This is a genomic window from Flavobacterium sp. DSP2-3-1 (assembly GCF_049896865.1).
Classification (GTDB): Bacteria; Bacteroidota; Bacteroidia; order Flavobacteriales; family Flavobacteriaceae; genus Flavobacterium.
This window is the reverse complement of sequence record NZ_JAFCVD010000012.1, coordinates 19,389-34,733: the sequence shown is the minus strand read 5'-3', so window position 1 is coordinate 34,733 and position 15,345 is coordinate 19,389. Positions and strand designations below refer to the sequence as shown.

The following is a 15,345-nucleotide window of genomic DNA, read 5'->3' as shown; positions in this document are numbered from 1 at the left end:
TTCTCAGTGATTTCCAGTTCTGATCACGGTAGGGACCTTAAGTCACTTTTAATTTTTATAAAAGTTTTTCAGTAAAAAAGCAAAACCCCAAAATCATTTTGATTTTGGGGTTTTGTGCTATGTTCAGCTTTCTGACCACTTCTTAACTGGTCACTGATCACTACTTTCAGCGTTAATTTTTTAAATATTTTTCTAAGAACTGATCTTGTTCCCAAAGTAAATGTAAAATATTCTCTTTGGCTACATAACCGTGCGCTTCTTTTGGAAGAATTACCATTCTTGCCGGTGCGCCTAAACCTTTCAAAGCTTGAAAATAACGTTCGGTTTGCAAAGTGAACGTTCCTGGATTATTATCGGCTTCACCGTGAACTAAAAGCATTGGCGTTTTCATTTTATCTGCATTCATGAATGGCGACATCGTGTTGTAAACTTCAGGAGTTTCCCAGTAATTGCGTTGTTCTGTTTGGAAACCAAAAGGAGTTAACGTTCTGTTGTAAGCACCACTTCGGGCGATTCCACACGCAAAAAGATTAGAATGCGTCAATAAATTAGCGGTCATAAAAGCACCATACGAGTGACCTCCAACAGCTACTTTTTTTCTGTTGATGTATCCTAAAGCATCCACGGCATCGATTGCGGCTTCTGCATTGTCTACTAATTGGGTCATGAAATTATCATTGGGCTCCGTTGTTCCTTCACCAACAATGGGAAAAGCAGCGTCATCAAGAACTACGTAGCCTTTGGTTACCCAATATACGAACGAACCATAACTGGGAAACGTGAATTCATTCGGATTTTGTGTACTTTGTCCCGCTGAATTTTTGTCTTTGTATTCTGCTGGATATGCCCAAATCAATAAGGGCATTTTCTCTTTTTTTGCTTTGTCATAACCAACTGGTAAATACAAAGTTCCGGATAATTCAACACCATCCTTACGTTTGTATTTTATCACTTCCTTACTCACGTTTTTGATACTTTCAAAAGGATTTTTGAACGAGGTAATTGGTGTCAGTTTATTTTTTTGTTTGATATTTCTAAGGTAATAATTAGGGTATTCATTTTTAGACTGGATTTGGACTAAAACAGTTCCTTTTTTGTAGTCTTCAATCTCCAAAACGTCTTCCTTTTTATCGTTGTACGTTGAGGTATACAAACGTTTTGCTTGAAAGTTTTTCAAATTAAATTCACTGATAAAAGGGAATTGACCGTTTTTAGTAAATCCGTCCCCAATAAGATACGCATTGTCATTTTCGATCGCCAAAACATACCTGTTGTATTGATTTTTTCTAGTTTCGAAATTTCCCGGATCCGCATACACATCCTGTGAGTTTCTGTCGAAAATTACTTTTGGCGCCTGACTTGGATTCGAGGGATTGATTACATACGTTTTGGTATTACGCGTATCATACCATTCATCTGTAATTATGGCGGTGTTGTCATTTCCCCAAATGATTTGATCGTAGCGTTGCGGAGTTTTTACCAATGAAGTAGCTGCTCCATCAAACGGTGCGCTCCAAAGAAAAACTTCATCTCTGAATTCCACTTTGTTTGCAGGATCACCACCATCTAAAGCTTCAGCATACACTAATGTTGCCGGTTTGTCTGTTCTCCAGCTCATGTTTCTTTTTCCTTTTCGAACTGCCATAAATCCTTTAGGGATAATCTCAGTAAGCGGTACTTCATTAACCACTTTCACTTCGTTACCAGCCATGTCATAAATAACAGATTTTGATGGAAAACGACTTAATGGAACAATGTATGAAAATGGTTTTTGAATCGTAGTCACCATCAAATAATTACCATCCGGGGAAAAGCTTTCTCCGGCGTACATATCGGCTTTTTTGAATAAAGTTGTTGTTCCGTTCAAGTTTACTTTGTACAATTCAGAAGTCATGATGTTTTCAAAATTGATTTCATCATTCTTGTTTTTCAACATGTCCGGATACGTTCTGTTTTGGGATTTCGCACCATCAGCATTCGAAATTATAGGACCGGTTGGCAAATCTTTTTTGGCATCCAAAAGTGCCGCTCTGTTTTTTGGTAACATTTTCACCAAAATAGTTTCGTTGTCATTCATCCAGCTGAACGGACTTCCTATATTGGCATTAACTGTCGCTTCTGTTAATTTTGTGGCTTTCGCCGAAGCAACATCGATAAACCAAAGTTCAACACCTGAAGCTGTGGTGTGGGAAAATGAGATTTTTTTATCATTTGGTGACCAAGCAATATTACTGATGCGAGGATTCGTTGGCAAACCTGCAACCTGTACTTCATTTTTGTCTTTTATTTTACGTAATTTCAGGTTGTTCACATACGTAACTGTACTTGAAATATTCGTAATTGGATTAATTCGCAATCCGCCCAAACGAAGTTCGTCTTGGTTTAAATCGTCCAATGATTTATAGGTATTTCTATACGTCAACAGCATGTATTCTTTTTTGGTATCCATCGATACCGAAGGCGCTCTTTCATAATCCGCCAAATCCAATATGGATTGAGATGGTCTTTGATAGGTTAAGTTTTCTTGTGCAAAAGTGGTTAAGCTTAGTCCAAGAAATAAAAAAAATGGAATTTTTAATTTCATAATTTGAATGATTTTAAATTAGCGTTGGTATTGTCAATAATTGGTCTAAAATAATTCAATGTTGTTACATTTGGAAATAAATATCTCTTTTTAACTTTTGCGTTGGTTTCAGTTTGCTTTCTTGTGATTATGTTTTTGATTTATGTTCTGTCATAATTTTAGTACTGAAGCAAGCTGTAAAGGATGACAAAAGCCATAAAACTTGTAAATTGCTAAAAAATTAGTAATTTGTCGGCTCAAATTTTTAAGAATGTTTTAAATTTGAACTCTTTTTATAATAAAATAACAATTGTATGTATCATTCAAAAATAGCAGGATTGGGTTATTATGTTCCCGAAAACGTAGTAACTAATGACGATTTATCCAAAATCATAGACACCAATGACGAATGGATTCAGGAAAGAACAGGAATTCAGGAACGAAGACATATTATAAAAGGAGAAGACACAACCACTTCTATGGGTGTAAAAGCGGCCAAAATTGCGATTGAACGTTCTGGCATTGCGAAAGAAGATATCGATTTTATAGTTTTTGCCACGTTAAGTCCTGATTATTATTTTCCTGGCCCTGGAGTTTTAGTACAACGTGATTTGGGTTTACGAACCGTTGGTGCATTAGATGTCAGGAATCAGTGTTCAGGCTTTATTTATGCGTTATCAGTGGCAGATCAATATATCAAAACCGGAATGTATAAAAACATATTGGTTATTGGATCTGAAGTTCATTCGACCGGATTGGATATGACGACTCGTGGACGTGGCGTTTCGGTAATTTTTGGAGACGGTGCCGGAGCAGCTGTTTTGAGCAGAGAAGAAGATTTGACAAAAGGAATTTTGTCCACACATTTACATTCTGAAGGGCAGCACGCCGAAGAATTAATCGTAAAAGCTCCAGGAATGGGAGGCCGCTGGATAACGGATATTTTGGCGGATAATGATCCGGATGATGAAAGTTATTTCCCGTACATGAATGGACAGTTTGTATTTAAAAATGCTGTGGTTCGTTTCAGCGAAGTAATTAATGAGGGATTGCAGGCAAATAATTTGCAGGTTTCAGATATTAATATGTTAATTCCGCATCAGGCAAATTTGAGAATTTCACAGTTTATTCAAAAGAAATTCAACTTGACCGATGATCAGGTGTACAATAATATTCAAAAATACGGAAATACTACCGCAGCTTCTATTCCTATTGCGCTAACTGAAGCATGGGAAAAAGGCAAAATAAAATTAGGAGATACGGTGGTTTTGGCAGCTTTTGGCAGTGGTTTTACTTGGGGAAGTGCTATTATTAAATGGTAAAAAATGGTCTAATAAATCGGTTGTCGATTCCAGTTGATTCAAGATAAATATTCTAAGCCTGCGCAAATTATTGTGCAGGCTTTTTTATTTAAAGCGGAACCTTTATATTTATAGTTTAAATGAGATGCAGCCAATATTAAAACAATCGAAATGACAAACCGTAGAAATTTTTTGAAAACAGCAGCTTTTGCTTCAGCAGCTGTGGCGTTGCATTCATTCGAAGGGAAACCAGCGGAAGAAAATGATTTTTTATCTAAAAAAGGAACAAAACCCATTGTGCTTTCGACATGGAATTTTGGAATTCAAGCCAACGCAGCTGCTTGGGAGGTTTTACGGGCTAACGGTCGAGCCCTAGATGCTGTCGAAGCTGGAGTAAAAATTCCTGAAGCCGATCCAACTGAAAGAAGCGTGGGCTATGGCGGAAGACCGGATCGAGATGGTCGCGTCACACTAGATGCTTGCATTATGGATGAAAATGCAAATATTGGTTCAGTAGCATGTTTAGAATTTATCAAACATCCTATTGCTGTGGCTCGTGCAGTGATGGAGAAAACGCCGCATGTCATGTTGGTTGGTGATGGAGCTTTGCAGTTTGCGTTGTCTCAAGGTTTCGTAAAAGAAAATTTGTTAGTGGAAGAATCCGAAAAAGAATGGAAGGAATGGTTGAAAACCAGTAATTATAAGCCTATCGCTAATATAGAAAATCATGATACTATTGGAATGATTGCTTTGGATATTGAAGGTAATCTTTCCGGTGCGTGTACTACAAGCGGAATGGCTTTTAAAATGCATGGACGTGTAGGGGACTCGCCAATTATTGGGGCAGGATTGTACGTCGATAACGAAATTGGTGCGGCAACGGCTACGGGCCATGGAGAAGAAGTAATTCGGATTTCCGGCTGTCATTTGGTGGTAGAGTTGATGCGACAAGGGAAATCGCCACAGAAAGCCTGCGAAGAGGCAGTTGCTCGAATAGTGAATTTGACTAAAAAAAGGAATAAAAATTTAAAAGATATTCAAGTTGGTTTTATTGCTTTAAATAAAAAAGGAGAATATGGTTCATATTGTATTCAGGGCGGTTTCAATTATGCTGTCAATGATGCTATGGGAAATCGATTAATTGATGCCGATTATTTTTTAAAGTAAATGAAAAAAGCACAACTGGAAATTGCGTGTTTTAATTTAGAATCGGCGATTATCGCACAGAAAAATGGTGCCGATAGAGTAGAATTATGTGCCAGTATGAAAGAGGGCGGAATAACGCCAGATTATGAACTCACTAAAACTGTTCGTAAAAAAATAGCTATAGATTTGAATGTTATGATTCGGCCTCGTGGTGGGGATTTTATTTATTCTGATTTTGAATTCGAACAAATGAAATCAGAAATTTTGACATTCAAAAAACTTCAGGTTGATGGTTTTGTTTTTGGAATTCTAAAAGAAGACGGTAATGTAAATGAACTACAAAATGCGGAATTAGTAGCTTTGGCAAACCCATTGCCTTGCACATTTCATCGCGCTTTTGATGGAATAAAAAACAAATTGAAAGCACTTGAATCTCTAATAGAATGTGATTTTAAAACTATTTTGACTTCTGGCCAAGAGACCGATGTGGTTGACGGTATTGATGTTTTGGCTAGATTAGTGGAAAAGGCGAATAATAGGATTGTAATTATGCCAGGCGGCGGATTGCGTTCATCAAATATTGAATTATTAAAAGAAAAAATAAAAGCTGTTTTCTATCATTCATCAGCAATTATTGATGTTGGGGAAATAGCAAATGAGGAAGAAATACAAGCCATAAAGGCACATTTATAATTCGCATAATTTTGTGAAATCAAAAAACTCGGAGTTGGCATACTCCGAGTTTTTCTTTTTGCAACTAACTAACTAACTAACTAACTATTAATACTAATTTTACAAAAGCCCTCCGCCTCCTTGGGTTTCGTTCTTGTCTCTCTGCTTTCTTGCGGCTGCTTTGTTTTTTCCGCTTCCAAATCTGTAATTAAAACCTAAATAAACGGTTCTGCTTTCCCAATTGAATTCTCCATTTGTTTTGTAAGGACGTTCTCCATCAAAAGCAAATCGCATGGTTTTGAAAATATCACTGAATCGCGCACTGATGGTTCCGCTACCTTTCAATACGTTATAACTCGTCCCAATATCCATTTTCCACATTGGGCTTCTGTCCAACTGAAGACTTAAATCTCTTCCTCTGTACATTCCGAATAATTGAAAACGCAAGTCTTTTGTCGCTTTAAAAGTATTGTTGATTCGGGCGTTGAAGGTTGTAACATCGATTTCTACAAATTCATAATTTCCCGGCGTATCCTCAATTGTTCCTTTGGTTTTCTTATTGTAAGCATCAAAACTAATATTGGCACTCCACCATTTTTTGAAATCGAGGTTTCCTGAAACTTCAACACCATAAGCATTGTTGTTATCAAAATTATCATAAGAGATAATTTGTTTGTTGGAATCATTTGGATTCGTAAAAATCACACGTGTGATTTCGTCTTGAATTCTTCTGTAAAAAATTCCAGAAGTAATCGAACCAATTTTAGTTTTCCGGGTATAATTTAATTCAAATGAATTGGTAAATTGAGGAACGAGAAACGGATTTCCTTCAGAATCTATCGTTGGCGTGCTCCATTCTCTAATAGGATTTACCTGAGATATGCTTGGTCTGTCCACTCTCCGAGAGTAATTTAAACTGAACGAGTTAGTGTCACTTGGGTTGTAAGTTATAAAAGCCGATGGATAAATGCTTAAAATATCATCTTCAAACTTCGAATCAACTTCACTTACTTTTCTAAATAAAGCTTCAACATTGTACTGTTCTAACCGTGCTCCTGCCTTAAAATTCCATTTTTTCCATTGTTTTCCAAGAGTGGCATACGCTGAATATAATGTTCTTTCGTAGGTGAAATCAGAGTTGTAGGCATTATTCAAAAACAAGTTGTTGTCCGTATTTTCATTTCTACTTTCTAAACCTAATTCTAATTTTGTCGATTCAGAAAGCGGATTTACATAATCAAGATTTATAATCGTATTTTTTCCCAACGTTTTTACATCGTTTGTAAACGAATTAGTAGTGCCATTTACATTAGTGTACAATGCGTTTTCAGGACTGTCATTTTTATTGTAATTAACTTCTAATTCTAAATTATGTCCTTCCTTTTTAAAGTCTAATTTGTAGTCAAAATTGTAGGTTTCAGAGTTGTTTTTGCTTTTATTGTCAAATAATTGGAAGCGGCCATTGGTAGCCGACGAAACGTAATCGACTTTTGTATTTCCAAAATCTTTTCCTTGAGAAATATTTTGATTGGTATAAAAAGAGAATGTGTTTTTGTCATTAATATTGAAGTCAAATCCAAGTTTAGCTAAGTGAGACGTATTTTTAGAATTCATGTCAAAAGTCTGTGTGTTTTCATTATTCAACTCCTTGCTGTTTATAAAACCGTTGTTCGAATATTTCCCATGATTAAAGCCATAATTCCCATAAAAATTGAATTTACCTGTTCTGTAATTTAAGTCAAGAGATGAATTTACTTTTGGTGTTATCCCAAAGGTTACCCCGTTATTTATACTTCCGTTAAATCCGAGTCTGCTATTTTTGTTTAAAACAATGTTGATGATTCCGCTCATTCCTTCCGGATTGTATTTAGCCGACGGATTGGTGATTAACTCAATTTGTTTGATGGATGCGGATGGAATTTGTTGCAAAACTTGAGCGGCATCCATATTTGTTGGTTTTCCATCGATTAGGATCCGAACATTTGAATTTCCTCTTAAACTGATGGCGTTTGTTTGCGGATCAACACTCACAGATGGAATGTTGTTCATTATTTCTGCAGCTGTTGCTCCGGCAGATATTAAATCTTTTCCCACGTTTATAATCTTACGGTCAATTTTTTGTTCAATGGTAGATTTTTCTTTTACAATTTCGACTCCTTCCAGCTTAATTGCATCTTCTTCAAGAGCAATGGTGTTAAAGTTGATGCTATTGTCTAACGTTAATTTAGCCGATTTTGAAATCGTTTTGTATCCCATAAATTGGATCTCTACGATATAATCTTTCAATGCTAAATTTTTGATTTGAAAAGTTCCCTTCTCAGATGTAATTCCGCCAGTAATTACTTTGCTGTTTTCTTTTATCACAACATTCACATATGGCAATGGCTCGTTAGTTTTTTTATCAGTGATTTTTCCTGAAATACTTCCGGAATTATTAAGAAGTGTCGGTTTGACCGAAGTTTGCGCCTGCATTGAAAACAATGTTCCAATAAAGCAGATTAAGATTAATTTAAGTTTCATGATTGATTGTGATTTAATTGATTGATGATGCAAAGGTAAATATTTATTTTAATATTATGTATTACAAAGTACTATTTTATACATAAATATAATTTTTTTGATTTTGAATCTACATAATAGACTGATGAGGCTCAGTTTTGTTACATACATTCTGCATTTTTATTTATTTAAATAACAAAAAAAGGGCTTTCGATTAGAAAAGCCCTTCTAGAGAATAGAGTAATATTTATCGTTTTAGAGAAAAATGGGATTTATATTCTTTGGTGACAGTGTCTTCAGTATACGAGATTGAAAACCAATAATCATCCGCTGGTAGCGCATAACCATTGAAAGTTCCATCCCAACCAGAGCCATTTGGGAATAATTCTTTTAGCAGTTTTCCATAGCGATCAAAAATATATAATTTTAAATTTTCGCTATTTGGTATTCCAGTAATATTCCAAGTGTCATTAAAACCATCTCCGTTAGGAGTGAAGAATTTAGGACTGTTAATCAGCTTAACCGATATTGGACTGGTGAAGGTTCCGCAATTGGCATCGCTAACCGATATTTCGTGAAGTCCGGAACTTACATTGTTAAATACGTTACTAATTTGAGGGGAACCTCCATCTAAAGAATACAGAAAATTACTCCCATCTCCTACAAATGGGACGGCATTGACAGTTATGGTTTGGTTATCCGTGAACCATCCGCTGGTTGTAAATGTTACGGAAGCGGGTATCGAAGATTCAATAACCGTAAAAGGGGCGATGTCAGAGGTACAACCAAAAATAGATAAGTTGGTAACAGTGAGTGTGTAGTTACCAGGTTCACTTGTTGAAAAATTTTCTTCGGTACCTACTAACGTCCCGTCTTCGCTTTTCCATTCAAAAGAGAATTGAGGTGTAGTAAATCCACTTTTAATAAAAGCATCAGTCGTGATTCCGGTATCAATATCAATACAAATGGCTGGAATGTTAAGTACTGGTTTTGGTTTTGCGGTGATAGTAATTACCATTGGTCTTTCAACAGGACAAATAACTGTTGCAGATGTTCCTGATTCGGCATACGCATAAATAGTGGTTGAAGCAGTGATGAAATCCCCCGGAAATTTTTCAGTGTTGTTGCTTCCCGGACCACCTGGATTTGTAAAATATCTTGTTACAGGTGCTGTGTAGGATGGCAGTTCATAAGATTCGCATCTTGTTACAGGCGCAATAGTTGTTATCGTTGGGCTATTATAAATGGTAATAGTAAAAGGGTCTTCATCAGTACAATTAACTCTATTGTTATTCTCTGCGTAAACATATATCGTTGTCGTGGTAGTTATTGGGGAATAAGGAGGGAGCAATCGTACTCCAGTTCCATTTGGACCACTTGGAGCGGTGTAATAACTTCCCATACCTACGATGGCTGGTAAGTTAAAACTATTGCAAGCATACGGATCTTCTTTGTCATTTACAAAAGTAACCAAAACGTCTATGCTGTATTCTGAAACGCAGGTATTTGGTGCTGTAGCTGCGACATAAACATAGATTATTTTTGAGGTTGTCAAAACGGTACCAGCCGGTAAAACAGGATTCGTTGGCGATGGACCACCGGCAAATTCGTAATATTCCCCATTTCTTAAATCATCTAAAATATAACTTTGACCACATCGAATAACTTCTACAGGTTTTGCATCAATTACAGGGGATCTATTAATGGTAATTAGGAATTCTTCTTCAACATAACAAGGTCCACTTACAGCTTTATCATAGAAGTACATTTTTTGAGTTGTGGTAACCGGAAATCCCACTGGACGAAGTTGTCCAGTCCCTAAAGGTCCGGTATAATAGTTGCCTGAATGTGCCACCGTAGGTAAATAATAGACATCGCATTGAGGGGTGGTGTCTGGTATTACTGGTAAAGGAGCAATATTTACAGTAACAGTAAAGTCTAAATTATCGGTGCATGTTTGTCCTGTGACATAAAACCAAAGAGTTGTAGTTGCATTAATTAATGTTCCAGCAGGAACAATATTTCCTCTGCCGGCAGCAGCAGTTCGATATTCTCCAACGGTCAATGCAGGGAGACTGTAGGCAGAACAGGAATTTACATCTGTTGGAGGTGTAATACTTCCCACGCTAATAAAAAACGTGAAGGTTTTTTCGTCAACACAATTTTTTGGAACCGTACCACTCTCTTTATACACATAAATAATGGTCGTCGTATTTATTACTGTTCCTGCTGACAAAAGGGATCCACTTTTATTAGTACCAGTATAATAAACACCACCATTTGGATCAACGGGCAGCGTGTAAGAAGTACATGCAAATTGATTTGGGTAATTAGGCAATAGACTAAATGGAATTATAGTTATAGCAAATGGGTTTTCTTGCGTACAGGATGGTGTAACAGTAGTATCTTCAAACCATACATATATTCTGTTTACTCCTGCAGTATTTACTATAAATCCAGCTGGTAACTGGATATTTCCCGGAGTAGTGGGACCTCCGCTTTGAGTAAAATATTTTGCATACGGTAAAGCTGGAAGGGAATATTGTATACAATAGGTTTCAGAAGCTGGTGTGATTGTGTCTAAATCAGCAATGGTAACATTAAAAGAATCTTGGTTGGTACACAGTCCAGATTGATTAAAAACATAAAGGTTCATTGTGGTAGTGGTAATAACATCCCCGGCAAAAAGTTGTGTTCCAGTTCCGTTATTTCCAGTCCAGTATTGCGCTCCAGCTTTTGTTAATGGTGGGAGTTTGTAAGAGGTGCATACAAATACATCTGGTAATATATCTACTTCTGGTAAAGGCGAGACAATCAAATTAAAACTGGTAATAACAAAACAACTGGGATTTGAAATATTTTGTAATCGGACCCATAATGTTGTGCTTGCCGATAATAATTGGTTGCTCGAATTTAAAGTTATACTATTAGTATTGCTATTTGCTCCCGTTTCCGAGGAGTGAAAAGTGAGGATGTTGTATGAGGTGTTTTGGGAACCAGTAATGGACGCAATTTGTGACGTTAAGTTAAAATTAGCTTTCAAAGGAGTTTCAGATAAATTTCTGGAGCACAATGTATTATCAATAGGAATATTTGCAATTAGTGGCGATGCGACAATCAGCAATTGAAAAGATCTAATTTCATAGCACAACGTGTTAGGGTTTTGAATTCTGACAAAAATTTGTTTGCCACTTTCCGTACTCGAAATAGTCTGAAGAATTGAGATTGCGGCAGTATTTCTCCTAGCATCTGAATCAGTAAAGTGATACGTGATAATTGTATTTGCGGGTAAATCATCTAAAACACCAGTTGTGCTAGTAGATTGGTTAACTCCAGCCAGAATGATTGAACTGTTTTTACTGAGATTAAAATCATAAGAGGAAGGCCCTGAATCACACATATAAATGTTGGGAACAGATGTAATTACTCCGATCTTCGGAAAAATTTCTATCGTGATATCATCTGTGACTTCGCTGCAACCGGGTTCTTTGTATGTAACACTGTAAATATGAATTCCAGAACTAACCAGTGGAATAACTGTGTTGAGGTCTAATGTTACCCCTGTTTGTGGTGGTGAGAATGCTACTCCTTGTTTTTTCCATTCGAAAGTAGTTCCGGAATCTAAACCTGCGGCGGATAATATTGGTAACGTGTTTCCCGGACAAATTGCAGCATTGTTTGCCGTTATATAATCCCGTCCTACAACATCTTGCCCGATATTAAAACTATTGGCTTGTAGAAAAATAGCAGAATCATAACCCGTATTATTTCCTCCGTCAGCAATAACTAATTTAATGCGATACACGTGCGTAATGTCTAACCCAGTTGCCGAAGCTAGCATTGAAACTGTTTGTCCGTTGAAATTTATGGCAGGGCCAAATCCACCTCCGTTAAAAGCACCAAAATAGTTTGGATTGGCGGAAGGACAGTTAGGATTGTAAGCCGTGTCTCGTATGGTTTCAACAGATACCGGGATGGCTGTGCTTGGTATTACGGCTAAATTTACATTAGCACCGCCGGCTGTTACATCTTTTAAAAGAAAAGCAAAAGCATCCGAGAAGCTGCATTGGGAAGTCCCATATTCTTCAGAAGCAAAAAGAAAAGAAAAATCGAAATTGGGTGTTTTGGGTTGAAAATCAAATTCAATAAAACTGGCATTTATTGAATTAAGAGTTATTCCCGACTGCGAAAGTAAATTAGCTTCCAAATCTAAATCGCCTGACCATGCTGGAATACCATCGCTTAAAATAGTTGTATTGGGTGCCGGAATTTTAGTAACATCTCCCGTACTTAATACAACTCCGTTGGAAAATGGAAAGGCAGAATTAGTATTTTCAAAATAGCCTATTCCGTTGGACGATCCGTAAAATGTTCCTGTTCTTGAAGTTACATTGGTACCCTGAACACATGGCGAATTCACTAGTACCTGATTCACCAATTGGTCAATCGTGTATTTTGTAGTATTTACGGTAACTGCTTGGGAATGAATAGCATATGAAGCCATCAACAATATAAAAATAAGAGTCTTTTTCATGTCTTATGTTGTTAATTTGCAGAGTAAAAATAGTGAAAATTGAATTATCATTTTTAAAAAATACTAAATTTTTGTTAACTCAATCCTAAATATAGCAGTACAACGGCTTTTTTTATTTGTTAGTGTTTTTAAGACGTAATTGAGTAACTTTTCTAACCAAATTAAGGAATTAGAATTATCTTTGCACTTTTAAATTTACATCATGACATTACAACAGATTCTTACGCCCTCCATTAAAAAAGCTGTAAAAGCTTTATTTGACGTTACTATTGATAAAGCTGAATTTCAAACTACACGCAAGGAATTTGAAGGGGATATAACGATGGTTATTTTTCCATTGTTGAAAGTAGTGAAAAGCAATCCAGTGGAATTAGGGAATAAAATAGGAGCCTATCTTGTTGAAAATTTAGTTGAGGTAAATCGGTTCAATGTAGTTTCCGGATTTTTAAATATTGTTATTTCAGATGATTATTATTTAGATTTTTTTGGAGAAATAAAAGATGACGTTAAATTTGGTTTTGTAACGCCTTCGGAAGATGATAAAGCGGTTATGGTAGAGTATTCCTCACCAAATACGAACAAACCCTTGCATTTAGGTCACGTGCGTAACAACCTTTTGGGATATTCAGTGGCGGAAATCATCAAAGCTTCCGGTAAAAAAGTGTATAAAACTCAAATTATTAATGATAGAGGAATCCATATCTGCAAATCAATGTTGGCTTGGCAAAAATTCGGAAACGGACAAACTCCAGAATCAACAGGTTTAAAAGGGGATAAATTAGTTGGGAATTATTATGTTGCTTTTGATAAAGCATACAAAGAAGAAATAGCGCAATTAATGAGCGCCGGCAAAACGGAAGAAGAAGCTAAAAAACAAGCGCCGATCATTTTGGAAGCTCAGGAAATGTTACTAAAATGGGAAGCTGGAGATGAACAAGTAATTACCCTTTGGAAAACCATGAATCAATGGGTCTATGATGGTTTTGCCAAAACCTATGAAAATCTTGGTGTTGATTTCGATTGTTTTTATTATGAAAGCAATACGTATTTGTTAGGGAAAGATGTGGTTCAAATTGGTTTGGATAGAGGCGTTTTCGAAAAAGATCCTGACGGTTCCGTTTGGATTGATTTAACAGACGAAGGTTTAGACCGTAAAATTGTATTGCGTTCAGATGGTACCGCGGTATATATGACACAAGATATTGGCACTGCCATTCAGCGTGTAAAAGATTATCCGGATGTAGGAGGAATGGTGTATACCGTAGGAAATGAGCAGGATTATCACTTTAAAGTGTTGTTTTTAATTCTGAAAAAACTAGGTTTTGACTGGTCTAAAAATCTATTTCATTTGTCGTACGGAATGGTTGATTTACCTTCGGGGAAAATGAAAAGCCGCGAAGGAACGGTTGTCGATGCCGATGATTTAATGCAGGAAATGACAGATACAGCACAAAAAATTGCAGAAGATTTAGGAAAATTAGATTCCTATTCTGCTGATGAAAAAGCAAAATTATACAACACGATTGGTTTAGGGGCTTTAAAATATTATATTTTAAAAGTAGATCCAAAAAAACGAATCCTTTTCAATCCGGAGGAATCGGTAGATTTTGCTGGAAATACTGGACCGTTTATTCAATATACGTATGCCAGAATCCAGTCGATTATTCGTAAAGCAAATTTTGATTTTTCGAATAAATCAAAAATTACAACGCTTCATGAAAAAGAAAAAGAATTGGTGAAACAATTAGAGTTATTCCCTGACGTTATTCAAAATGCTGCGCAGCATCACAGTCCTGCTTTGCTTGCTAATTATACCTATGATTTAGTTCGGGAATACAATTCATTCTATCAGGCGGTTCCTATTCTCGGTGAAGAGAATTTAGAAAAGAAAATTTTTAGAGTTCAATTGTCTAAAAAAGTAGCCGATACTATTGCTGCTTCATTTAAATTGTTGGGAATTAATGTTCCGGAAAGAATGTAATTTTTTTGGCTTATTTTTTGTGAAAACAATGTTTTTTTAATACATTTAGTATCAAATAAACACTTTAGTCATGAAAAAACTGTTTTTATATCCACTTTTGTTTGGTGTTTTTTTGCTAAATGTAGCCGGAACTTGCTGTGCTGACGATCCCGAAATAGTGTCTAATGCAAAAAATGATTTGGTAAAAGTAAATGGTATACTAAGTGAAGGCACTTGGAAAGTGAGCTATTTTATTGATAAAAATAGTAATCTAACAAGTGAATATTCAGGATTTAATTTCACTTTTGGAACGAATGAAATTTTGACTTCTAACGATGCTGCCAATACGTTTTCTGGGAAGTGGTCTGTCGTAAAATCAAACAATATCAATAATAATCCAAATGATGATTTGGATTTTGATATTTCATTTTCAAGTTCTGAAACATTAATGAAGTTATCGGAGCAGTGGGATGTTACTGAAATTGAAGAAACTAAGGTTCGGCTGAAAAGTAAATCGGTCAATGTGGATGGAATCAATTATTTGACTTTCAAAAAAAAATAAATTTATGGTGTTTCACGATTTCGTAAAACTTTAAAAACAGTCTCAAAAAAGACTGTTTTTTTTATAATATTATGAATACAACTTCAAAATCAAATGCTTAAATTTGCA

The 15,345-nt window shown here is 36.0% G+C and carries 8 protein-coding genes; 5 read left to right on the top strand and 3 right to left on the bottom strand.

What is annotated here, in order from left to right:
* Positions 1 to 172: 172 nt before the first annotated feature.
* Complete coding sequence (locus ACP7AT_RS13585; RefSeq protein WP_426064911.1) at positions 173 to 2,584, bottom strand: prolyl oligopeptidase family serine peptidase; 2,412 nt, start codon at positions 2,582 to 2,584, stop codon at positions 173 to 175.
* A gap of 293 nt (positions 2,585 to 2,877) precedes the next feature.
* Here ACP7AT_RS13585 and ACP7AT_RS13580 point away from each other — a divergent pair, with 293 nt between their 5' ends.
* From ACP7AT_RS13580 to ACP7AT_RS13570, 3 genes are all read left to right on the top strand, one after another.
* The gene (locus ACP7AT_RS13580) at positions 2,878 to 3,885 is read left to right on the top strand and encodes a 3-oxoacyl-ACP synthase III family protein (protein ID WP_426064910.1); all 1,008 of its coding nucleotides are present in this window, start codon (positions 2,878 to 2,880) and stop codon (positions 3,883 to 3,885) included.
* Positions 3,886 to 4,035: 150 nt separating this feature from the next.
* Positions 4,036 to 5,031: an isoaspartyl peptidase/L-asparaginase family protein gene (locus tag ACP7AT_RS13575; protein ID WP_426064909.1), complete on the top strand. Its 996-nt coding sequence runs from the start codon at positions 4,036 to 4,038 to the stop codon at positions 5,029 to 5,031.
* Positions 5,032 to 5,703: a copper homeostasis protein CutC gene (locus ACP7AT_RS13570; RefSeq protein ID WP_426064908.1), complete on the top strand. Its 672-nt coding sequence runs from the start codon at positions 5,032 to 5,034 to the stop codon at positions 5,701 to 5,703.
* A 99-nt stretch (positions 5,704 to 5,802) separates the two neighbouring features.
* On the opposite strand, the gene ACP7AT_RS13565 is transcribed toward ACP7AT_RS13570, so the two are convergent.
* Both ACP7AT_RS13565 and ACP7AT_RS13560 read right to left on the bottom strand, forming a co-directional pair.
* On the bottom strand, positions 5,803 to 8,202 hold the full coding sequence (locus ACP7AT_RS13565; protein ID WP_426064907.1) for a TonB-dependent receptor domain-containing protein: 2,400 nt from the start codon (positions 8,200 to 8,202) through the stop codon (positions 5,803 to 5,805).
* A 226-nt stretch (positions 8,203 to 8,428) separates the two neighbouring features.
* Positions 8,429 to 12,715 (bottom strand): choice-of-anchor L domain-containing protein, encoded by a 4,287-nt coding sequence (locus ACP7AT_RS13560; RefSeq protein WP_426064906.1) that lies wholly within the window; start codon positions 12,713 to 12,715, stop codon positions 8,429 to 8,431.
* 202 nt (positions 12,716 to 12,917) lie between these two features.
* Between ACP7AT_RS13560 and argS the strand changes: the two genes are divergently transcribed.
* Positions 12,918 to 14,696 (top strand): arginine--tRNA ligase, encoded by a 1,779-nt coding sequence (gene argS / locus ACP7AT_RS13555; RefSeq protein ID WP_426064905.1) that lies wholly within the window; start codon positions 12,918 to 12,920, stop codon positions 14,694 to 14,696.
* A 70-nt stretch (positions 14,697 to 14,766) separates the two neighbouring features.
* A complete protein-coding gene (locus ACP7AT_RS13550) occupies positions 14,767 to 15,237 on the top strand; it encodes a hypothetical protein (RefSeq protein WP_426064904.1) in 471 nt (156 codons plus the stop codon).
* The last annotated feature ends 108 nt before the right edge of the window (positions 15,238 to 15,345 follow it).

Bases quoted from the DNA above. Each gene is read 5' to 3' on its own strand.
- ACP7AT_RS13570 (WP_426064908.1), top strand. From the start codon at position 5,032: ATGAAAAAAGCACAACTGGAAATTGCGTGTTTTAATTTAGAATCGGCG.
- ACP7AT_RS13565 (WP_426064907.1), bottom strand. From the start codon at position 8,202: ATGAAACTTAAATTAATCTTAATCTGCTTTATTGGAACATTGTTTTCA.
- ACP7AT_RS13575 (WP_426064909.1), top strand. From the start codon at position 4,036: ATGACAAACCGTAGAAATTTTTTGAAAACAGCAGCTTTTGCTTCAGCA.
- ACP7AT_RS13585 (WP_426064911.1), bottom strand. From the start codon at position 2,584: ATGAAATTAAAAATTCCATTTTTTTTATTTCTTGGACTAAGCTTAACC.
- argS (WP_426064905.1), top strand. From the start codon at position 12,918: ATGACATTACAACAGATTCTTACGCCCTCCATTAAAAAAGCTGTAAAA.
- ACP7AT_RS13550 (WP_426064904.1), top strand. From the start codon at position 14,767: ATGAAAAAACTGTTTTTATATCCACTTTTGTTTGGTGTTTTTTTGCTA.
- ACP7AT_RS13560 (WP_426064906.1), bottom strand. From the start codon at position 12,715: ATGAAAAAGACTCTTATTTTTATATTGTTGATGGCTTCATATGCTATT.
- ACP7AT_RS13580 (WP_426064910.1), top strand. From the start codon at position 2,878: ATGTATCATTCAAAAATAGCAGGATTGGGTTATTATGTTCCCGAAAAC.